Annotated in this window: 18 protein-coding genes; 12 read left to right on the top strand and 6 right to left on the bottom strand. The window is 65.8% G+C overall.

What is annotated here, in order from left to right; all coding sequences use genetic code 11:
* Positions 1-54: 54 nt before the first annotated feature.
* Genes I6F31_RS32905 through I6F31_RS32890 form a run of 4 tightly spaced genes read left to right on the top strand, consistent with a single transcriptional unit; the run spans position 55 to position 2,528 of the window.
* Positions 55-864, top strand: coding sequence for a ComF family protein (locus I6F31_RS32905; protein ID WP_225186799.1), 810 nt, complete (start codon positions 55-57; stop codon positions 862-864).
* Between the two features lie 34 nt (positions 865-898).
* A complete protein-coding gene (grxC, locus tag I6F31_RS32900; protein WP_036026245.1) occupies positions 899-1,174 on the top strand; it encodes a glutaredoxin 3 in 276 nt (91 codons plus the stop codon).
* Positions 1,171-2,049: a carbon-nitrogen hydrolase family protein gene (locus tag I6F31_RS32895; protein ID WP_225127131.1), complete on the top strand. Its 879-nt coding sequence runs from the start codon at positions 1,171-1,173 to the stop codon at positions 2,047-2,049. Before grxC ends, I6F31_RS32895 begins: the two co-directional genes overlap by 4 nt.
* Positions 2,046-2,528: a DUF1178 family protein gene (locus I6F31_RS32890; protein WP_036014648.1), complete on the top strand. Its 483-nt coding sequence runs from the start codon at positions 2,046-2,048 to the stop codon at positions 2,526-2,528. The genes I6F31_RS32895 and I6F31_RS32890 overlap by 4 nt, the downstream gene beginning before the upstream one ends.
* On the opposite strand, the gene I6F31_RS32885 is transcribed toward I6F31_RS32890, so the two are convergent.
* Both I6F31_RS32885 and I6F31_RS32880 read right to left on the bottom strand, forming a co-directional pair.
* Positions 2,525-3,424 carry an EamA family transporter gene (locus I6F31_RS32885; protein WP_036026248.1) on the bottom strand — a complete coding sequence of 300 codons (900 nt, stop codon included), beginning with the start codon at positions 3,422-3,424 and terminating at the stop codon, positions 2,525-2,527. The two genes, I6F31_RS32890 and I6F31_RS32885, sit on opposite strands and share 4 nt — an antisense overlap.
* A 140-nt stretch (positions 3,425-3,564) precedes the next feature.
* A complete protein-coding gene (locus tag I6F31_RS32880; protein WP_036026250.1) occupies positions 3,565-4,218 on the bottom strand; it encodes a DedA family protein in 654 nt (217 codons plus the stop codon).
* Positions 4,219-4,511: 293 nt separating this feature from the next.
* On the opposite strand from I6F31_RS32880, the gene cobS reads away from it, so the two are divergent.
* The 8 genes from cobS to I6F31_RS32840 all read left to right on the top strand — a co-directional run bounded on the left by cobS (position 4,512) and on the right by I6F31_RS32840 (position 16,627).
* Positions 4,512-5,510, top strand: coding sequence for a cobaltochelatase subunit CobS (gene cobS, locus I6F31_RS32875; protein WP_036014642.1), 999 nt, complete (start codon positions 4,512-4,514; stop codon positions 5,508-5,510).
* A 141-nt stretch (positions 5,511-5,651) separates the two neighbouring features.
* Complete coding sequence (gene cobT, locus I6F31_RS32870; protein WP_036014640.1) at positions 5,652-7,553, top strand: cobaltochelatase subunit CobT; 1,902 nt, start codon at positions 5,652-5,654, stop codon at positions 7,551-7,553.
* Positions 7,550-8,653, top strand: a complete 1,104-nt coding sequence (locus I6F31_RS32865) for an esterase-like activity of phytase family protein (protein WP_225186798.1) — start codon at positions 7,550-7,552, stop codon at positions 8,651-8,653. The genes cobT and I6F31_RS32865 overlap by 4 nt, the downstream gene beginning before the upstream one ends.
* A 207-nt stretch (positions 8,654-8,860) precedes the next feature.
* Positions 8,861-9,973 (top strand): NADH:flavin oxidoreductase/NADH oxidase, encoded by a 1,113-nt coding sequence (locus I6F31_RS32860; RefSeq protein ID WP_225148481.1) that lies wholly within the window; start codon positions 8,861-8,863, stop codon positions 9,971-9,973.
* A 115-nt stretch (positions 9,974-10,088) separates the two neighbouring features.
* Positions 10,089-10,496 (top strand): hypothetical protein, encoded by a 408-nt coding sequence (locus I6F31_RS32855; protein WP_036014633.1) that lies wholly within the window; start codon positions 10,089-10,091, stop codon positions 10,494-10,496.
* A gap of 292 nt (positions 10,497-10,788) precedes the next feature.
* Positions 10,789-11,988 (top strand): efflux RND transporter periplasmic adaptor subunit, encoded by a 1,200-nt coding sequence (locus I6F31_RS32850; protein WP_036026265.1) that lies wholly within the window; start codon positions 10,789-10,791, stop codon positions 11,986-11,988.
* Positions 11,985-15,149, top strand: coding sequence for a multidrug efflux RND transporter permease subunit (locus I6F31_RS32845; protein ID WP_225186797.1), 3,165 nt, complete (start codon positions 11,985-11,987; stop codon positions 15,147-15,149). The genes I6F31_RS32850 and I6F31_RS32845 overlap by 4 nt, the downstream gene beginning before the upstream one ends.
* A 287-nt stretch (positions 15,150-15,436) precedes the next feature.
* The gene (locus I6F31_RS32840) at positions 15,437-16,627 is read left to right on the top strand and encodes an ABC transporter substrate-binding protein (RefSeq protein ID WP_036014626.1); all 1,191 of its coding nucleotides are present in this window, start codon (positions 15,437-15,439) and stop codon (positions 16,625-16,627) included.
* A 213-nt stretch (positions 16,628-16,840) separates the two neighbouring features.
* Here I6F31_RS32840 and I6F31_RS32835 read toward each other — a convergent pair whose 3' ends face one another.
* Genes I6F31_RS32835 through I6F31_RS32820 form a run of 4 tightly spaced genes read right to left on the bottom strand, consistent with a single transcriptional unit; the run spans position 16,841 to position 21,439 of the window.
* Entirely contained in the window at positions 16,841-17,227 is a 387-nt protein-coding gene (locus I6F31_RS32835) for an MAPEG family protein (protein ID WP_225186796.1), read from the bottom strand.
* Positions 17,228-17,254: 27 nt separating this feature from the next.
* Positions 17,255-18,337: a lipocalin-like domain-containing protein gene (locus tag I6F31_RS32830; RefSeq protein WP_036014614.1), complete on the bottom strand. Its 1,083-nt coding sequence runs from the start codon at positions 18,335-18,337 to the stop codon at positions 17,255-17,257.
* Entirely contained in the window at positions 18,327-20,789 is a 2,463-nt protein-coding gene (locus tag I6F31_RS32825; RefSeq protein WP_225186795.1) for an FtsX-like permease family protein, read from the bottom strand. Before I6F31_RS32825 ends, I6F31_RS32830 begins: the two co-directional genes overlap by 11 nt.
* Positions 20,786-21,439, bottom strand: a complete 654-nt coding sequence (locus tag I6F31_RS32820) for an ABC transporter ATP-binding protein (protein WP_036014611.1) — start codon at positions 21,437-21,439, stop codon at positions 20,786-20,788. Before I6F31_RS32820 ends, I6F31_RS32825 begins: the two co-directional genes overlap by 4 nt.
* Between the last annotated feature and the right edge of the window lie 115 nt (positions 21,440-21,554).

The following is a 21,554-nucleotide window of genomic DNA, read 5'->3' as shown; positions in this document are numbered from 1 at the left end:
ACGCCGATCTCCACAGTTCTGGCAATCCGCTGCGTGCAGCGTTAGCCTCCCCACATGGAAGCCGACGCTCCCCCCATCCGTTCCATCGCCGCACCGCTGCGGAGCGCGTGGACGGCCGGCCGCCACGTGCTGGCGCGGGCGGCGCGGCTCGCGCTCGACATCGCCCTGCCGACACAGTGCGTATCGTGCCGGGAGCCGGTCGATGGCGAGGGCGTTTGCGCTTCCTGCTGGGCGCGGCTGTCGTTCATCGAGCGGCCCTATTGCCCGCGGCTCGGCATTCCCTTCGTTTACGACCCCGGCCCCGAGATGCTGTCGATGGAGGCGATCGCGAGCCCGCCGACCTACCAGCGCGCCCGCGCGGCGGTACGCTACGACGACGTCGCGCGCATGCTGGTGCATGCGCTGAAATATCAGGACCGTACCGATCTGGCACCGGCCATGGGCCGTTGGATGGCGCGCGCGGGCCGCGAGTTGCTGACCGGCGCCGACATGCTGGTGCCCGTGCCCCTGCATTGGCGGCGGGCCTGGCGGCGCCGTTACAACCAGTCGGGCGCGCTCGCGCGTGTCATCGAGCGGCAGAGCGGGATCAAGGTGCGGGGCGACGTGCTGCGGCGGGTGCGCGCCACCGAGCAGCAGATCGGCCTGTCGCGGGCCCAGCGCGCCACCAATGTGCAGGGCGCATTTCAGGTATCTCCCGACCGTCAGGCCGAGGTCCAGGGCCGCCGCGTTGTCCTGATCGACGATGTCCTGACGTCAGGGGCTACGCTCGACACCTGCGCGCGGGCCCTGCTCCGCGCCAAGGCGGCCCAGGTCGACGTGCTGGTCTTTGCCCGGGTTGTCGAGAGCGGGCCCCGTCCCATATAATTCAATGAATTCATGACATGAGAGCGCCAGACGAATGACTGCTGCTGTCGAGATCTACACCCGGCCGGGCTGCGGCTATTGTTCCGCCGCCAAGTCACTGCTGACCCGCAAGAAGGCGACCTTCACCGAATTCGACGTCGCCAAGAACCCGTCCTGGCGCCAGGAAATGTACGGCCGCGCCGGCCAGGGCTCGACCTTCCCGCAGATCTGGATCGGCGGCACCCATGTCGGCGGCTGTGACGACCTCTATGCGCTCGATCGCGAAGGCAAGCTCGATGGCATGCTCGAAAGCGTGAAGGCGGTATCATGAGCGAGAACCGCACGTTCACCGCCGCCATGGTGCAGATGCGCACCGGCCTGATGCCCGGGCCGAGCCTCGAGCAGGCTACGAAGCTGATCCGGCAGGCTGCGGCCGATGGCGCCGATTACGTGCAGACACCCGAAGTCAGCAACATGATGCAGCTGAACCGCAAGGCGCTGTTCGAGCATCTCCAGAGCGAAGAGGACGATGCCTCGCTGAAGGCCTACCGGGCGCTCGCGGCGGAGCTGAAGATTCACCTCCATGTCGGCTCGCTGGCGCTGCGCTTCTCGCCGGAGAAGGCGGTCAACCGCTCCTTCCTGATCGGGCCCGAGGGCAATGTGCTCGCGAGCTACGACAAGATCCACATGTTCGACATCGAGCTGCCGGACGGCGAGAGTTATCGCGAATCCGCCAATTACCAGCCGGGCGAGACCGCCGTGATCTCGGATCTGCCCTGGGGCCGCATCGGCTTGACGATCTGCTACGATCTGCGCTTCCCGGCGCTGTACCGTGCGCTCGCAGAAAGCGGCGCCTATTTCATCACCGTGCCGTCCGCCTTCACCCGCAAGACCGGTGAAGCGCATTGGCACGTGCTGCTGCGAGCCCGTGCGATCGAGACCGGCTGCTTCGTCTTCGCCGCGGCGCAGGCCGGCACCCACGAGAACAAGCGCGAGACCTACGGGCATTCGCTGATCGTCGATCCTTGGGGCGAGATCCTCGCCGAAGGCGATGTCGAGCCGGGCATCATCATGGCTAGGATCGACCCGGCCAAGGTCGAGACCGCGCGCCGGGCGATTCCCTCGCTCCAGCACGGCCGCCGCTTCGGCGTCTCCGATCCCAAGGCCGGGCCGGACCATTTGCACCTCGTGCGGGGCTCGGCATGATCCGCTACGCGCTCCACTGCGACCGCAATCACGCCTTCGAAAGTTGGTTCCAGAGCTCGTCGGCCTATGATTCGCAGGTGAAGCGCAAGCTCGTGACCTGCCCGATCTGCGGCTCAGCCAAGGTCGACAAGGCGATCATGGCGCCGCGCATCGTCGGCAAGAAGGGGCGCGGTCGCGCCACGCCGCCGCCGGAGCCCGTGGCCGCGACCACGCCCGAGGCTGCGCCGTCAGGGCCGACCTCGCTGCTGATGGCGCAGGAGCGCGAGCTGCGCGCCAAGCTGAAAGAGCTGCGCGACCACATCGTCAAGAACGCCGACAATGTCGGTGAGCGCTTCGCCAACGAAGCCCGCGCCATGCATTACGGCGACAAGGAGCACCGCCCAATCTATGGCGAAGCCTCGCCCGAAGAGGCGAAGTCGCTGATCGACGAAGGCATCGAGGTCTCACCGCTGCCGACGCTGCCGGAAGACCGGAATTAAGCTCCCACCAGCACAGCGACGCCCAGGACAATCAGCGCAATGCCTGCAAGCTCGCGCGGCGCGATCGGCTGCTTGAACGAGTAATACGCCACGGCTTGCGCGAACAGCACCTCGATCAAGGCGAGTGTGCGGACGTTGGCGGCCGCCGTCAGTGCAAAGGCGAGGAACCAGAATTGCGAAGCGAAGGCGCCGATGAAGCCCGCGAGCATCGACGGTCGCCATAACCTGAGGATTCCTCGGAGCACGTCCGGCGCGCGCCAGAGCAGGTAGATCGTCAGCACCAGCGTCTGCACGAACAGGCCGAGCGCCAGCGTAATTGACGCCGCGGTCACGAAGGACACGTCGGGCACATTGATGATGGCGCCGCGAAAGCCGACCGCTGACAGCGCGAAGGCCGCCGCGGCAACGAGGCCGGTGATGGTCGGCTTCAGCTCGGCAAAGCTCTTGTCGCCGCCGGGGCGGAGCGCGGTGATGACGACGCCGACGGTGGCGATCATGATCGCGAGCACCTTCAGCCAGGTCAGGTGATCGCCGAGGAAGACGAAGCCGAATATCGCGGTCTGGATCGCCTCGGTCTTCAGGTAGGCCGTCGTCACGACAAACGAGCGGTCGTTCATCGCGAGCAGCATCAGCCCGGTGGCGACGATCTGGCTGAGCGCGCCCAACAGCAGCCATGGCCAGAACACGGCTGGCGGCGGGCTCAGATGATCGCCGGTCGCGAGCAGCACCAGCCCCAGGAACAGCAGCGAGAACGGAAAGCCGAACAGGAAGCGGATATTGGTCGCGCCCCAGGTCCCCAGCGGCTTCGTCAACGACCGCTGCATCGCATTGCGCGCGACCTGCCCGAGCGCGGCAACGATGGTGAAGGGAATCCAGAGGCTGGCGATGGTGAACATGGGGTGGCGGGCGCGAGGATCCGGGCCAACGTGCCGCTAGCGGTGGAGCAGGTCAATCACACGGATGTCATGGGTGCGATGCTCTCGCACAAACTCGGTGCCTGCGAACGCAGGGACGACGGTTGTGATGTGGCGTCTGCCTAAACCTGCGGCTTGGCCGTCGCGCCGCCATACCGTCGGCGATAGATCCACATCCCCACGCCCAGCACGATCGCAACCCCTGCAACGGTCAGCATCCAGATGTGCTTGCCGACATGCGCATGATGATGCAGCCCGGCATATTCATGCAGGGCCGACACGGCCAAGACGCCCGGCAGCACATGGGCGGGCGCCCAGGCCAGGATCGCCGGGATGTTCACGGCATAGAATTTCGTGGGCGCCATGCCCAGCGCGCCGGCGGTCACGGGCACGAAGGCGCGGATCGGCGGCACGAAGCGGGCGAAGAACACGGCCCAGGTGCCGAAGCGGTTGAAGAAGTTTTCGCTCTCCGCGACCACGCGTGGATAATTGGTCAGCGGCCAGGTGTTGAGGATCTCGCGCTGCCGCCTGTGCCCGATCCAATAGGCCGCCCCGTCGCCGAGTACGGCACCAGTTGCGGCCGCCAAGAGCACCCATGGCAGCTGCAATTCGCCGCCGGGGATCAGGGCGCTCAGCGCCAGGATGATGGTCGAGCCGGGGATCACCGATCCCACCACCGGAACGGCTTCGAGCAGCGCCGCCAGGAACAGGGTCAGATAGGCCAGCCACGCATGGGCGGAAACGAAGGCGATGAGGGGATCGAGGAAGGACGTCACGTCGTCTCTTGAAGGGCTGGAGCATGAGGGCTTCGGACCCTACATAAGTAACTGCATACGGCCAAAGTACCATTCGCACGGATTGGGGCCGACCCGCCCGAATTTCGGCGTGATTCGCAAGGCAGCCCTCCAAAAACTGCGTTCCTTGCCTATCTAAATGAAAAGACAACGGAACTTTGATTGGTGGGCGGGCTTCTGCCGGCTCGTTGTCTCTGATAGGTTGATTTTCAGCACCCAGCCGCAGCCAACGTGCGAATACCGGTTTCGGGACCGCCCGGGACCTCGGAGGATTGATGACGACCGCCGCCCTGTCCAAAGTTGAGGAAGTTTCCGGCCTGCCCGACATGAAGGTGTCGGTGCGCCAGGTGTTCGGGATCGACAGTGATCTCGAAGTCCCGGCCTATTCCGAAGTCGATCCTCATGTGCCCGAAGTGGATTCCGATTACCGCTTCGACCGCGCCACCACGCTGGCCATTCTCGCGGGCTTTGCCAGGAACCGCCGCGTGATGGTGACCGGCTATCACGGCACCGGCAAATCCACCCATATCGAGCAGGTCGCGGCACGTCTGAACTGGCCCTGCGTGCGCGTCAACCTCGACAGCCACATCAGCCGTATCGACCTCGTCGGCAAGGACTCGATCGTGGTCCGCGACGGCAAGCAGGTCACTGAATTTCGCGACGGCATCCTGCCTTGGGCGCTGCAGAACAACGTCGCGCTGGTGTTCGACGAATACGACGCCGGCCGCCCGGACGTGATGTTCGTGATCCAGCGCGTGCTGGAGGTTTCGGGCCGCCTGACGCTCTTGGACCAGAACAAGGTGATCAAGCCGCATCCGGCGTTCCGGCTGTTCGCCACCGCCAACACCGTCGGCCTCGGCGACACCTCGGGCCTCTATCACGGCACCCAGCAGATCAACCAGGGCCAGATGGACCGCTGGTCGATCGTCACCACGCTGAACTATCTCAGCCACGACGAGGAAGTCGAGATCGTGCTGGCCAAGGCCAAGCACTATCGCACGCAGGAGGGCCGCGACATCGTCAACAAAATGGTGCGCCTCGCCGACCTCACCCGCAACGCCTTCGCCAATGGCGATCTGTCGACGGTGATGAGCCCGCGCACGGTGATCACCTGGGCGGAAAACTCCGACATCTTCGGCGATATCGGCTTCGCCTTCCGCGTCACCTTCCTCAACAAATGCGACGAGCTCGAACGGCCCCTGGTCGCCGAGTTCTACCAGCGCTGCTTCAATGCGGAGCTGCCGGAATCGGCAATCAACGTCGCGCTGAGCTGATCTCTCACGGTGTGTCGTCCCGGCGAAGGCCGGGACCCATACCGCGTGATGTCTCGATTGAAGCGACGCTGATAGTTTCCTGACACAAGAGCGGCCGGTGGTTATGGTCCCGGCCTTCGCCGGGACGACAGATAGGGTCAGATGACCGCCTCCAACTCCAAATTCCGCAGCAACAAGGAAGCACCGACTGAGCCGTTCAAGCGCTCGGTCGCCTCCTGTCTGAAGGCGATCGCAAAGGCGCCCGAGCTCGACGTCTCCTTCGCGGCCGAGCGCCCGGGCCTTGCGCCCGGCAAGGCGCGGCTGCCTGAGCCCGCGCGCAAGATGACGAAGCGTGACGCCGCGATCGTGCGCGGCCATGCCGATTCCATCGCGCTCAAGCTCGCCTGTCACGATCCCAAGGTTCACCGCAAGCTGATGCCCGGCAATCCGCAGGCGCGCGGCGTGTTCGAGGCGGTGGAGCAGGCCCGCGTCGAGGCGATCGGCGCGCGCCGCATGGCGGGCGTTGCCAAGAACCTCACCGCGATGCTCGACGACCATTTCCACCGCGGCAAGTTCGACGAGATCACCGACCGCGCCGACGCGCCGCTGGCGGACGCGCTGGCGATGCTGGTGCGCGAGCGCCTCACCGGCATGGCGCCGCCGACGGCGGCCAAGAAGATGGTCGATCTCTGGCGACCGATCCTCGAAGACAAGATCGGCAAGCGGCTCGACCGGCTCGACGGCGTGCTCGAGGATCAGACCAAGTTCGGCGATGCCGTGCATGACCTGCTGTCGGCCCTCGAGCTTGGCGACGAGCGCAACGCCGACAGCGAGGACAACGACGAGAACGAGGAGAACCAGGACGGCGACAACGACCAGTCCGGCGCCGAAGGCTCGCCCGATTCCGACGCCGCGCAGGAAATGAGCGCCGACCAGGCGCAGGCAACCAGCGAGGAGATGAGCGAGAGCGCGATGGAAAGCGCGCAGGCCTCCACCTCCGACACCTTCGACGATGGCGAGCTCGGTGATGACGAGACGCCGGGCGAGGCGACGCGCCCGAACCAGCACGGCAGGAACGAGCCGCGTGGGCCGGAATATCACGCCTTCGCGCCCAAGTTCGATGAGGTCATCGCCGCCGAGGATCTCTGCGACCATGACGAGCTGGAGCGGCTGCGCGCCTATCTCGACAAGCAGCTCGCACATCTGCAGGGCATCGTCGCCCGTCTCGCCAACCGGCTGCAGCGCCGCCTGATGGCGCAGCAGAATCGCGCCTGGGAGTTCGATCTCGAGGAGGGCATCCTCGACCCTGCGCGGCTGTCGCGCGTCGTCACCGATCCCTATCACCCGCTGTCCTTCATGCACGAGAAGGAGGCGACGTTCCGCGACACCGTAGTGACGCTGCTGCTCGACAATTCCGGTTCCATGCGCGGCCGCCCGATCACGGTCGCCGCGACCTGTGCCGACATCCTCGCGCGCACGCTGGAGCGTTGCGGCGTCAAGGTCGAGATTCTCGGCTTCACCACGCGGGCCTGGAAGGGCGGGCAATCGCGCGAGGCATGGCTTGCCGCCGGCAAGCCGGCCAATCCCGGCCGCCTCAACGATCTCCGCCACATCATCTACAAGTCCGCGGACGCCCCGTGGCGTCGTGCGCGGAAAAACCTGGGCCTGATGATGCGCGAGGGCCTCTTGAAGGAGAACATCGACGGCGAGGCGCTGGACTGGGCGCACAAGCGCCTGCTCGGCCGGCCCGAGCAGCGCAAGATCTTGATGATGATCTCGGACGGCGCGCCGGTCGACGATTCCACGTTGTCGGTCAATCCGGGCAATTATCTCGAGCGGCATCTGCGCCACATCATCGAGGAGATCGAGACCCGCTCGCCGGTCGAGCTGATCGCGATCGGCATCGGCCATGACGTGACGCGCTATTATCGCCGCGCGGTAACGATCGTGGACGCGGAAGAACTCGGCGGCGCGATCACCGAAAAGCTTGCCGAGCTCTTCAGCGAGACCAACACGGCGCCAACGCAAGCGGCCGGTCGCCCGCGACGCAAATTGCATTCGTGAGCACGCATCCATCCCGCCGCAGCTTCGTCAGCCTCGCGGCGGCGGGATTTTCCACTCTCGCGTTGCCGCGCTTGGCGCAGGCGCAGCTGCAGCCCAAGACCGAGCCGCCGCCGCGCGCCCTCCAGCTCGAGCATGCCGTCACCGCGCCGGTCAGCGTCGAGGTCAACGCGCGTAGCATTGCCAATTTCGAGCCGCGCGACCGCTCGCGCACGCGCTTCGGCTCGCTGGATTTTCGGAGCGGCCTGGTGCTGACCTCGCCCTATCGCGGCTTCGGCGGGCTGTCGGGCCTCCGCTTCCTCGACGGCAAGGGCGAGCGCTTTCTTGCGATCTCCGATCAGGGCGGCTGGTTCACCGGCAGCATCCGCTATTCCGGCCGCGAGATGGTCGGGCTCACCGATGTCGAGGCCGCGCCGGTGCTGGGCGCCGACGGGCGGCCGATCACCGAGAAGCGGCTCTGGTACGATACCGAGTCGCTCGCGCGCGACGGCAACCTCGTCTATGTCGGGCTCGAACGCGTCAATCAGATCCTGCGTTATGATTTCGCCAAGGGCGCCACGGGCGCCCGCGGCGAAGTGATCGCCGTCCCACCGGCCCTGCGCAAGCTGCCCTACAACAAGGGGCTGGAGGCGATGGTCGTCGTGCCCAAAGCGCAGGGAGCGGGCAAGAGCCAGGCCCAGCCGCTCGCGGGCACGCTGATTGCCTTTTCCGAGCGCGGGCTCGATGCCGACGGCAACCTCCTCGCTTTCCTGATCGGCGGCTCGACGCCCGGCCAATTCAGCGTGCGGCGCTCGGAGAATTTTGACATCAGCGACGCGGTGCTGCTGCCCTCGGGCGATCTGCTCATCCTCGAACGTAAATTTTCCTGGTTCACCGGCGTCAACATCCGCATCCGCGCAATCCCGCTGAAGGGAATCGCGCCGGGCGCCGTCGTCGACGGCCTGACGCTGTTCGCCGCCGATCTCGGCCACGAGATCGACAACATGGAAGGCATCGACGCCCACGTCACCGCCGACGGCGAGACGGTGCTGACCCTGATCTCCGACGACAATTTCTCGATGTTGCAGCGAACCCTGCTGCTGCAATTCACGCTGGCGGAGTAGCCGGCACTGCCCTGCGGCAAACTCCGCCGTCATCCCGGGGCGCGCGAGGCGCGCCCCGGGATGACGGCGGAGTCTATGGCGCAGCTGACCATCAAGCCATTGCCGGAATGCACGAACAGGCGACCCGCCATTCCCGCGCCCCGCTAGCAATCCGCCGCGCGCCCACTACACTGATCCCATCTCCCTCCATCCCCCGGAACTTCCCGCATGTCCGTCCTGTTTTCCCCGATCAAGCTGCGCGGCCTGACGTTGAAGAACCGCCTCGTGGTGTCGCCGATGTGCCAATATTCGGCCGATGACGGCGTCGCCACCGACTGGCACTTCACCCACATCAACAATCTCAGCCTGTCGGGCGCGGCGATGTTCTGCATCGAGGCGACGCATGTCGAGGCGATCGGCCGTATCACGCCGGGCTGCCTCGGGCTCTACAGCGACGCCTGCGAGGCCGCGCTGAAGCCGATCCTGCATTCGGTTCGCAAGCATTCCTCCACCGCGATCGCAATGCAGCTCGCCCATGCCGGCCGCAAGGCCTCCAGCGCCCGCCCCTGGGACGGGGGCCAGCTGATCCCGGTCGAGCAGGGCGGCTGGCAGACGGTCGGGCCGTCGGCGGTGCCGCACAAGGAGGGCGAGGCCGCGCCGCTCGCGCTCGATGCCGCGGGCTTGAAGCGCATCCGCGAGGCCTTCGTCGACAGCACAAAGCGCGCCGCGCGGCTCGGCATCGACGCCATCGAGGTGCATGGCGCGCATGGCTATCTCTTGCATCAATTCCTGTCGCCGATCTCGAACCGGCGCACCGACGAATATGGCGGTAGCCTCGCGAACCGCATGCGCTTTCCGCTGGAGGTGTTCGAGGCGGTGCGCGCCGCGTTCCCCGCCGGCAAGCCGGTCGGCATGCGGGTGTCGTCGACCGATTGGGTCGAGGGCGGCTGGGATCTGGCACAGACCATCGAATTCGCGAACGCACTCAAGGCGCGCGGCGTCGACTGGATCGATGCATCCTCCGGCGGCGTCTCGCCGCTGCAGAAAATCCCGCTCGGCCCCGGCTATCAGGTGCAGTTTGCAGAGGCGATCAAGCGCGAGACCGGCCTGCCCACCATCGCCGTCGGCCTGATCACCGAGTCGAAGCACGCGGAGGAGATCGTCGCGTCGGGCAAGGCCGACATGGTCGCGCTCGCCCGCGGCCTGCTCTACGATCCGCGCTGGGGCTGGCACGCCGCCGCCGAGCTCGGCGGCGTGGTCGAGGCGCCGCCGCAATATTGGCGCTCGCAGCCGTCCACGCAAAAGGCGCTGTTCGGCAAGACCACGTTCGGGGCGAGGTGAGAGCGAGTGGGGTGCGCGCGCTGCCACCCCTCACGCATCCGTAAACCTCCTCACCTTCCACGCCCCTTAAAACTGGCCTAACCTCTCCACACTCAACGCCTCGCGGAGGCTGGCCATGCGTTTTCGTTTTCGTAAAACTGCCCATGTGTTCGAGCGCGTCGGCCTTGCCATGGCGGGGGCCGCGTGCGGATTGTTCGTCGGCGCCTATGTCGGCTCGGCGATCCCCACCCTCACCACGCAGGGCTTCCTGCTGCTGATGATGCTGCTCGGCGGCATCGGCTTCTATCTCGGCATCGACACGCCGCAGATGCCTTTCGACGATGCGCACAGCCAGATCGACGCCGCCGAGCTCATGAGCGCCGCCGGCACGCTCTCCGCCACGCTCACCGCGTTCGCCTCGGTCGCCGTGATCGTGCTCCGGCTCGATCCGCACATGGCCTGGACCTGGCTCGTCTTGGTCGGCTGGATGGCCGGCGTCGCCATGCAGATCGTCGCCGGCGCCAAGGCCAGGCTGCGTAAGTAGCTCTCTCTCTGTCTCTGTCTCGATGGGCCCGTCTGAAGCGGGCATCTCGAAGGACAGCCGCCGGGAAAAGCTCGCAATTCCGAGTGCCCGTCGTTTACGGCAGGGTTCGGCTTGCCGCAACTGCCTTGCCCGGCACCGTCTCTCTCTGTCAACCCGTCATCCGGTCAGGGCGCCGTTCGGAGCATTGCGCGCGCATTGGTCTTGAAGAGTTCATCTTTGCAACACATCTTGTGGCGCCCGCAGGTAGAGGCGTACCCTGCATTTTCTGCGGCTTTGATGCGAGGACCTGGGGATGAGCGGACCGGACGGAAGCAGGCAGTTGATCAAAAAGCACGATTTCGTTCAGGTCAGCGCAATTGCCGGGCTTCTCGCCGCCGCGTTCGCCCTGTCCGGCTGCGACAAGCCGGCATCGCAGGCTGCGGCTCCGCCGGCGCCGGCGGTGACGGTCGCCCAGCCGGTCAAGCGCACAGTCACCGATTGGGACGAGTTCACCGGCCGCTTCGAGGCGGTGGAGGAGGTCCAGGTGCGGCCGCGGGTCGGTGGCTTCGTCAACTCGGTCGAATTCCAGGACGGCGCCATCGTGCGTCAGGGTGACCTGCTCTACGTGATCGATCCGCGCCCGTTCGAGGCGGTGGCCACTCAGGCGGAGGGCCAGCTGTCAGACGCACGGGCGCGAGTGGAGCTCGCCAAGCGCGAGCTCGACCGTGGTCTCAGCCTCGTGCAGACCAGCGCGGTCTCCGAACAGGTCGTCGATCAGCGCCGCCAGGCCTTGCAGGCTGCGCACGCCGCCGAGATGCAGGCCGAGGGCGCGCTGAAGGCCGCCAAGCTCAACATCGAGTTCACGCATGTGGCAGCGCCCTTGACCGGCCGCGTCAGCCGCCATCTCGTCAGCCCCGGCAATCTCGTGCAGGGCAGCGACACCGGCACCTCGACGCTGCTGACTTCGATCGTCGCGCTCGATCCGATCTACATCTATTTCGACATGGATGAGGCGACGTTCATCAAATACAGCAAATTGTGGTTCGAAGGACGGCGGCCAAGTTCGCGCGATACCGCGAACCCGGTGCAAGTGACGCTGGCCGGCGAGACCAAGCCCTCGCGCGAGGGCACCGTCAATTTCCTCGACAATCGGCTGGACGTGTCGACCGGCACGCTGCGCAGCCGCGCGGTGGTGAAGAACACGGATCTTTCGATCCTGCCCGGCCAGTTCGGCCGCGTCCGCCTGATCGGCAGCGCGCCTTACGAGGCGCTGCTGATTCCGGACGCTGCGATCGCAACCGACCAGTCCCGCAAGATCGTGTTCGTGGTCAAGCCTGATGATACGGTCGAGGCACGCCCCGTCGTGCTCGGTCCGCTCGACGACGGCCTGCGCGTGATCCGTGAAGGGCTGAAGCCGGACGATCGTGTCATCGTCAACGGCATCCAGCGCGCCCGCGTCGGCGCCAAGGTCGCTCCCCAGACCGCGCAAGCGCCGGCCGGTGGCAAGTCATGAATCTTGGCCGCCTCTCCATCAACCAGCCCATTTTGGCGATGGTGCTGTCGATCGTGCTCCTGATCGTCGGTGCGCTCGCCTACACCACGCTGCCGGTCTCCGAATATCCGCAAGTGGTGCCGCCGACCGTCGTCGTCACGACGCAATATCCCGGCGCCTCCGCCCAGACCGTGTCCGACACGGTCGCAGCTCCCATCGAGCAGGAGATCAACGGTGTCGAGGACATGCTGTATCTCTACAGCCAGGCGACCTCGAACGGCCAGCTCACCATCACCGTCACCTTCAAGCTCGGCACCGATCTCGACAAGGCCCAGGTGCTGGTGCAGAATCGCGTCGCCATCGCGCAGCCGCGCCTTCCAGAGGAAGTGCAGCGCAACGGCGTCACCACCCGCAAGAACTCGCCCGACATCCTGATGGTCGTGTTCATGCTGTCGCCGGACGACACGTTCGACCAGCTTTACATCTCCAATTATGCGCTGCTCCAGGTCCGCGACCAGCTCTTGCGCATCGACGGCGTCGGCGACATCCAGATCTTCGGCGCCCGCGACTATTCGATGCGGCTGTGGCTCGATCCCGACAGAATCGCCAATCTCGGCCTGACCTCGGCCGAGGTGCTCGCGGCCATCCGCGCCCAGAACGTGCAGATCGCGGGCGGCCAGATCGCCGAGCCGCCGATCGCCGATCGCGCCTTCCAGCCCAACCTCACCTTCACCGGACGTTTGAAGGACCAGAAGCAGTTCGAGGATATCCTGATCAAGGCCGGCCCTGACGGCCGCACGGTGCGGCTGCGCGACGTCGCCCGCATCGAGCTCGGGGCGCTGGCTTACAGCACCAACAGCTTTCTGCTGCGCAAGTCGGCGGTCGCGATGCTGGTGACGCAGCGGCCGGGCTCGAACGCGCTCGCGACCGCAAAGAACATCTCCGACACCATGACGAGGCTCAAGGAGAGCTTTCCCAGGGGGCTGGACTTCAATATCGGCTACAACCCGACCGAGTTCATCGCCCAGTCGGTCCACGAGCTGATCAAGACCATCTACGAGGCCATGCTGCTCGTGGTCGTCGTCGTGCTGGTGTTCCTGCAGGGATGGCGGCCCGCGATCATTCCGATCATCGCGATTCCGGTCTCGCTGGTCGGCACGTTCGCGGTGATGGCGGCGCTCGGGTTCTCCATCAACAATCTCACCCTGTTCGGGCTCGTCCTCGCGGTCGGCATCGTGGTCGACGACGCCATCGTCGTGGTCGAGAATGTCGAACGCCATCTCGAACACGGTCTCAGTCGTCGCGATGCCGCGCTGAAGACGATGGAGGAGGTCGGCGGCGCACTGGTCTCGATCGCCCTGGTGCTATGCGCGGTGTTCGTCCCGACCGCGTTCCTCGGCGGCATCTCCGGGCAGTTCTTCCAGCAATTCGCCGTCACCATCGCCGTTGCGACGGCGATCTCCTGCTTCTGCTCGCTGACGCTCTCGCCCGCGCTGGCCTCGCAGATCCTCACGCCACACGAAGAAAAGCGGCCGCCGGCCACCTGGAACATCATCGCGCGCGGCTGGAATGCGTTCACCGGCGTGTTCAATCGCGTGTTCGACCGGCTGGCGCATGGCTATGCCGGCCTCGCCAATTTCGCGATTCGCCATTCGGTGGTGATGCTGCTGATCTACGTCGTGCTGATCGGCGGCGCCGGCTGGCTGATCGTGACCACGCCGCAGGGCTTCATCCCGGCGCAGGATCGCGGCTACGTCATCATATCCGTGCAATTGCCGGGCGCGGCGTCGCTGGCGCGCACCACCGAGGTTGTTCGCGAGATCGAGCGGATCTCGCTGGATACGCCGGGCATCGTTCGAGTCGCCGCCTTTGCCGGTTTCTCCGGCGCCACCCGCACGCAGGCCGGCAATGCGGCGGCGCTGTTCCCGGTGTTCGACGAGCCCGAGGCGCGGCTGAAGAAGGGCCTGTCCGCGAATGCCATCACGGCCGAGCTGCGCAAGCGCCTGTCCGCGATCCAGGGCGCTTTCATCATCGTGATTCCGCCGCCGGCCGTGCCCGGCATCGGCACCGGCGGCGGCTTTGCCATCCGCATCCAGGACCGCCAGGGCCGCGGGCCTGAAATGCTCGCAGCCGCCACCGACGAGCTTGTCGCCGCCGCGCGCAAATCGCCCTCGCTGCTCGCCCCCTCGGTGTTCTCGCCGTTCACGGCCAACACGCCGCAGCTCTTCGTCGACATCGACCGCACCAAGGCGCAGAAGCTGGGCGTGCCCATCTCCAACATCAACGAGACGATCCAGACCTATTTCGGGTCGACCTATGTCAACGACTTCAACCTGTTCGGCCGCACCTACCACGTCACCGCGCAGGCCGACTTCCCGTTCCGGAAAGAACCGAGCGACCTTGCGCGCCTGCGCACGCGCAACGCTTCCGGCGACATGGTGATGCTCGGCAGCGTGGTCGAGTTCAAGGACGTCTCGGGACCCGACCGCGTCGCTCGCTACAATCTCTATGCGGCGTCCGAACTCCAGGGCGAGCCGGCGCCGGGCACGAGCTCGACCACCGCGCTCAACGCCATCAAGCAGCTCGCGAACGATACTTTACCGAGCGGCTTCACCTTCGAATGGACCGACCTGTCCTATCAGCAGGTCACCGGCGGCAATGCCGGTCTCTACGTATTTCCGATCTGCGTGCTGTTCGTCTATCTCGTCCTCGCCGCGCAATATGGCAGCTGGACGCTGCCGTTCGCGGTGATTCTGATCGTGCCGATGTGCCTGCTCGCCGCCACCATCGGCGTTCGCGTCATGGGCCAGGACGTCAACATTCTGACCCAGATTGGCTTCGTCGTGCTGGTGGGACTGGCGGCGAAGAACGCGATCCTAATCGTCGAATTCGCGCGCGATATCGAGAACGAAGGCAAGCCGCGGCTGGAGGCCGTCATCGATGCCTGCCGCCTGCGCTTGCGGCCGATCCTGATGACCTCGTTCGCGTTCATCCTCGGCGTCTTGCCGCTGGTGATCTCGACCGGCTCTGGCTCGGAGATGCGCCAGGCCGTCGGCGTCGCCGTGTTCTTCGGCATGATCGGCGTCACCCTGTTCGGCCTTCTGTTCACGCCGATCTTCTACGTCGTGGTGCGGAACCTGGCGGAAGGGCGGCGCGACAAGAAGCCGGAGGCGATGGCCTGACGTCTGTCTCGATGGCCAAAGACTCCGCCACATCCTCCGCTGTCATCCTCGCGAACGCGGGGATCCATAACCACAGGGAGGAGTTTAGCGCGACAGCGGCGAGTCTTCGCCAAACACCATCCTGTGGTTATGGGTCCCGGGCTCGCGCTGCGCACGCCCCGGGACGACGGTGGAGAATGTGGCACGCAGAATCCCATACTAACGACCAACATGAAATGGATGGGCGCAAGCGCGGTTCTTCACTACTATCCGCGCGATTTCACAGAAGAATGCCGGGAGTTAAACATATGAAATCAGCACTTTGGGCCGCAGCGGCTTCGGCCCTCTTGATTGCGGTTCCCGCCTCCGCGCAAGGCGTCAAGATCGGCATCCTCAACGACCAGTCCGGCGTCTATGCCGATTACGGCGGCAAATGGTCGGTCGAAGCGGCCAGGATGGCGATCGAGGATTTCGGCGGCGAAGTACTCGGCCAGAAGATCGAGCTCGTCACTGCAGACCACCAGAACAAGCCTGACCTCGCAAGCTCGATCGCGCGGCGCTGGTATGACGTCGAGAACGTCGACATGATCACGGAGCTGACGACCTCCTCAGTCGCGCTCGCGATCCACGAGCTCTCCAAGGAAAAGAAGAAGATCGACATCGTCGTCGGCGCCGCGACATCGCGCCTCACCGGCGATGCCTGTCAGCCCTACGGCTTCCACTGGGCCTACGACACCCGCGCGCTCGGCGTCGGCACCGGCGGCGCGCTGACCAAAGCCGGCGGCGACACCTGGTTCTTCCTCACCGCGGACTACGCCTTCGGCTACGCGCTGGAGAAGGACACCAGCGAGATCGTCACCGCCAATGGCGGCAAGGTGCTCGGCTCGGTGCGCGTTCCGCTCAATTCGTCGGACTTCTCCTCCTTCCTGCTGCAGGCGCAGAGCTCGAAGGCGAAGATCGTCGGCCTCGCCAACGCCGGCCTCGACACCACCAATTCGATCAAGCAGGCGTCCGAGTTCGGCATCGTCGCGAGTGGCCAGAAGCTCGCGGGCCTCCTGATGACGCTTGCCGAGGTGAACGGCCTCGGCTTGCAGGCCGCGCAAGGCCTGGTGCTGACCGAAGGTTATTACTGGGATCTCAACGACAGGACGCGCAATCTCGGCGAGCGCTTCCTCAAGCGCACCGGGCGGATGCCGAGCATGATCCACGCCGGTACCTATTCGGCGACGCTGAGCTATCTCAAGGCCGTCAAGGCTGCCGGCACCAAGGATCCGGATGCCGTCGCCAAGAAGCTGAAGGAGCTGCCGGTCGACGACGACTTCGCGCAAGGCGGCAAGGTGCTCGAGAACGGCCGCATGATCCACGACATGTATCTGTTCGAGGTCAAGAAGCCCTCGGAGTCGAAGAAGCCCTGGGATTATTACAAGCTGCTCGCCACCGTCCCCGGCGACAAGGCCTTCTTCACCGCCAAGGAGAGCGGCTGTCCGCTGACGAAGTAGGGAAGTGGCACAGCGAGCGCCACACCCGCGCTGTCGTCCCGGACAAGCGCGCCTCAAGCGCGCGCCGATCATCGACCCATAACCACAGGCACGCGTGGTTACGGGGACTCGGAGTGATCAGCTCGCATCACGACATCTTCCTGCGGTTATGGGTCCTGGATCGGCGCTTACGCTTGTCCGGGACGGCAGCGGAATGTGTGGCGGCGGATTGCCTCACACCAACCGCAGCACCACCGCCCCGAGCGCCCCGACCCACAGCGCCATTGCCGCGAGCGCCTGGATCGCAAAGCCGGTGCCGCGCTTGGCCACGGCTTGCGAATAGCCGATGAAATAGACGATCCGGCCGATGATCCAGATCACGCCAATCGCCGCCGCGATGGCGTCGCTGATATAGATCGCGAACAGCCAAAGGGCCGGCAAGAAGATCGGCATCCATTCCAACGTGTTCATCTGGATGCGGAAGGCCCGTTCGAAATCCGGATGCCCCGACATCGCAGGTACCTTGACGCCGGTCTTGGTGCGCGAGCGGGAGACGTTGATGGAGGTGAAGAAATAAAACGCGATCGCCAGCAGCGTGACGAGGGCGGTGAGATGATACATCGTCGGTTCCTTCGAAGAGATCGCGCTTCAATAGCCGGTCAGCTCGAGATAGCCAACGCCGTCATGTGTGCCGGCAAAGCTGATCGGCCCTTCCCAGTACGAGAAGCCGGTCCCCATCCAGGCGTTCGGATTGAGCGGCTTGCAGAGGATCGAGAATGATCGCGCGGGGATCGCGATCTGCCATTGCACCGGCAGCCTGCGTCCCGCAACCTCAGCCGTCGCCCTCGGCATCATCTGGATGTCGCTGCCTGCAATCATCTGCGTCTCGCCGGCCGCGCTGATCCAATTGCCGAACGGATAATTTCTGCCGTCCTTCTGCCGCAGCCGGTACAGCATCAGCTTGTCTCCGGATGACAGATGCAGCGACAGCCAGTCCCAGCCGGTCTGGTCGGCGTCGAGCGGCTGGCTGCTCCATTCCCGGTCCATCCAGGCCTGGCCCGAGACATCGACCGGCTTGTCCTCGATGCTGAGCGTGCCGCGCGCGCGGTAGAACGGCTGACTGTAGTAGTACGAGGCCTGCCCACGCTCCGACTTGCGGCTGAAGCCGCGATCGCCCTGCAGCACGACCGGCCGGTCGGCCTCGAGCGTCAGTGCGTAGCTGAAATCGGCGCCAGCTGCCTTCAGCGACAGCGGCGCCAAAGCGAGGTCATCGGTGCGGTCAAAACTCTTCATCTCCCAATCGTCGATCCAGGCATCGAACGGTTTTGCCGTCACGCCGGCTTGCCCGACGCCACCCCGTGAAAACGTTTCAGAGAAGCGGTGAGTGTCGGCGCGCGTCACCGCGGCATGCGCCATCCACACCTGTTGATTGGCCCAGCCCTCGCCTTGCGGACCTGGCTGCGCCGCCTGGCGGAACAGCGTCCATTGCAGGCCGCACGCCGCACCGCGTGCGTCGACGAGGTTTGCCGTGAGATACCACCACTCGATACGAAACTGCGGATGCGGTCCGTGATCTTCGGGGAAGGTGAATGTCTTTCCCGGCGTTACCTTTGTAAACCCATCGGCGGTCTCGGCGAGTCCGGCATAGCCCTGCGCGCCGGCGCGGCGCGGGAGGGCGAGGGCGACGATGCCACCGGCGAAGGCGCGCCGCGTGATGGCTTCAGCGCTCATTGGCAAACACCTTGACGAGATTCGCCGGCTGCATCCGCGCCAGCCGCACCATCGGGAGCAGCGCCGCAAGCAGCGAGGCGAAGAGCGCCACCGCGACCAGCTCCACCAGATGCAACGGAAAGACGTGGAACGGCAGCCGCCAGCCGAAAGCTTTCACGTTCACGATTGCAATCAGGCACCACGCGACCAGCAGTCCGAGCGGCACGGCCAGCAGTGCCGTGAACAGCGCGACCGAGAGCGTCTTGGTCAGCTCGATTGCGGCAAGGCGTGGCCGGGTCAGGCCGATCGCCCACAGCGGCGCAAGCTGCGGCAGTCGGGAGTTCGCCAGGGTCAGCAGGCTCGTGAGCAATGCGATTCCGGCGACGCCGAGCGTGAAGGCGTTCAGCGCCGACGTCACCGCGAAGGTGCGGTTGAAGATGCGGATCGATTCCGCCTTCACCGTCGCCTGGTCGGCGATTCTGCGGTCGTCGAGCCCGAACTGCTTCTGCAAAGCCGCAATCAGGCCGGGGATATTCTCTCTCGCGACGATCAGGCCGATCCGCGTCTGCGGCGTCTGCGGAAACTGCCGGATCAATGCGGCGACGTTCACAGTGAGCTGCCCCTTGGGGTTGCCGTAATCGGCATAGATGCCGACGATGTCGAGCTCCCAGGTCCCGCCCGGCGCCGGCACCTCGACGACGTCGCCGATCTGCACGTTCAGCCGCCGGCTCAATTGCTCGCTGATAAAGGCGGCATTGCCCGGCACCAGCCGCGTCCAGGCCCGCGGCGCCGTGTCCAGCAGCGGCCAGCGTTCGCGATAGAGCGCGTGATCGGGCAGACCGAGCAACTCGACCGGCTGGCCCTGAACCTGCGCCTCCGCGCGCCCGCCGGGGAGGATCGCCTGAACATCGCTGCGATCCTTCAGCCAGTTGCGGATCGCCGTACCTTGCGCATTGTCGGAGGCGCTGATGTAGACGTCGGCCGCAAGGCGCCCGTCGAGCCAGCCGATGAAGGTGCGGCTGAAGGTCTCCACCATGGTGGAGACCCCGACGTTGACGGCAAGCGCGAGCAAAAGCGCCATCAGCGCCAGCGACAATCCGGAGAGCTGCTGCCGGCTGTCCGCCCAGAACCACAGCACGAGCGGGCCTCGCGCGAAGCGCTGGCCTACGAGCAGGATGATGTCGAGGAAGGCCGGCAGGATCAGTGCCGCACCGAACATCAGCGCGGCCAGCACGCCGAACCCTGCGATCAGTGATTGCCCGTAGTGGAGCAGCAGCAGCGCGACGGCGAACGCGCCGCAGGCCGCACAGCTCTGCAGGATCAGCCAGCGGCGTTGGCGCTGCTGCCAGGCGCCCGGCTGCGCCGTCGCCAGCACCGGCATCCTGATCGCCTTGATCAGGCTGGTCGCCGCCGCCACAAGCGCACCCGCCACGCTGATCCCGATGCCGGCGAGCCACCATTCGGGCCGCAGGCTGAGCTGCCCAGGGATCTGCGCGCCATAGAGTCCGCGCAGCGAGGCCGCGACATCGGGCAGCAGGGCGGCTGCGATGAAATAGCCGCACGCGAGCCCGATCAGGCCTGCGACCAGCGCCAGCGCCACCAGCTCGACCACCAGCACCGTATTGACTAGCCGCGCCGAGGCGCCACAGGCCCGCAAAGTGCGCAGCATTGGCAGCCGCTGCTCGAACGCAAGGCCGACGGCCGAATTGACGATGAACAGGCCGACGAAGAACGACAGCAGGCCGAAGGCGGTGAGGTTGAGATGAAAACTGTCGGTGAGACGCTCGAGCTCCGTCTCCGCATTGGGCTCGACTCGCTCTAACTGCTCGCCGACCACGCTCGCGAGCGGTGCGGGCTTGCCCCTCGGCTTGCCGATCAGCAGCCGCGAGACCTGGTCGGGCTTGCTCAGCAGCCGCTGTGCCACGCCGATATCGACCACGAGCACATCGGGTGCGAGCTGCGGCTGGACCCGCAGCGGCGGCAGCCTTGCGCCGCTGCTGATCGCCGGGGCCGTGCCCTCTGCTTGCTGCAAGCCCCTCAGCGTCTCCCGGGCCACCAACGTCTGGCCGGGCGGAGCAACGAAGCTGCTGAGATCCGTGGCACCCAGGCGTGGCGCGTTGCCGACATCGACCGGCAGCGTGACCGGCTCGATGCCGAGCAGCCGCACCGAATGCCCGTTGATCTGGACGCGTCCCTCCAGCACCGGCGACACCGGCCAGCCGGCGCGGCGGAGCTTTATGAACAGCTCCTGCGGGAAAGTCGCCGCGTTGGGAGCGACCAGCATCGCGGTGCGCACGCCGCCGAACGTCGCTGCAGCGCGGTCATAGGCATTGCGGGCCTGCTGATTGATGGCCTGCACCCCGCTCCACAGCGCGGTCGCCGCAATCAGGCCAATCAGGAGCGTCGCGAACTGCATCTTGTGGCGCCGCCAATGGCTGAGCAGCACGGCGAGAACCCAGAGCGCGCGCTTCATGAAATGCGCCCCGCATGCAACGTGAGATGACGGTCGAGCGTGGCGGCGAGATGCAGGCTGTGCGTCACCATCAGGAAGCCGCAGCCGGTGCGCGCGACGAGGTCGCGCGCCAGCGCCAGCACCTCCTCGGCGGTAGCTTCGTCGAGATTGCCGGTCGGCTCGTCCGCCAGCAGCAGCGCGGGCTTTGTCGCCAGCGCCCGGCCGATCGCGACCCGCTGCTGCTGGCCGCCTGATATTTGCTCTGGATACCGTTTGAGCAGGCTGCCGAGTCCGAGGCGCTCGACAAGCTCTTTCGTCCAGGCCGCATCATGCCGGCCGGCGATCCGCGCCTGGAAGGCGAGATTGTCCGCGACGGAGAGGCTCGGGATCAGGTTGAACTGCTGAAAGACCAGGCCAACGCGATTCCGCCGCAAGCTGGCGCGTCCGGCATCCGATAGCGTGGTGACCTCGGCGTCACCCAGCCGGATCGAGCCGCCATCGGCGGCGTCGAGGCCAGCGATCAGGTGCAGCAGGGTGCTCTTGCCGCTGCCGGATTCACCGGTCAGCGCGACGCGCTCGCCAGCCCCGAGGTCGAGGTCGACGCCGCGCAGAACATGGACGGGCTCGCCGGCCGAAGAGAAGGTCTTTGAGAGGTTTCGGATGCTCAGCACGATGACGGCGCCGGACGGAATCAACGGAATTGCTGCCTAGCACACCTGATGCGGAAATGCCGGGGTTGCGTTGGCCCTGAAGCCGCTGTTAGCTTCCAAGACGGCCAAATCAAAT

Origin of the sequence: Bradyrhizobium sp. NBAIM01, assembly GCF_020194115.1 — a bacterium.
Lineage (GTDB): Bacteria > Pseudomonadota > Alphaproteobacteria > Rhizobiales > Xanthobacteraceae > Bradyrhizobium > Bradyrhizobium yuanmingense.
Note: the sequence above shows the minus strand (reverse complement) of the source record. Positions and strands in the feature narration are given on the sequence as shown.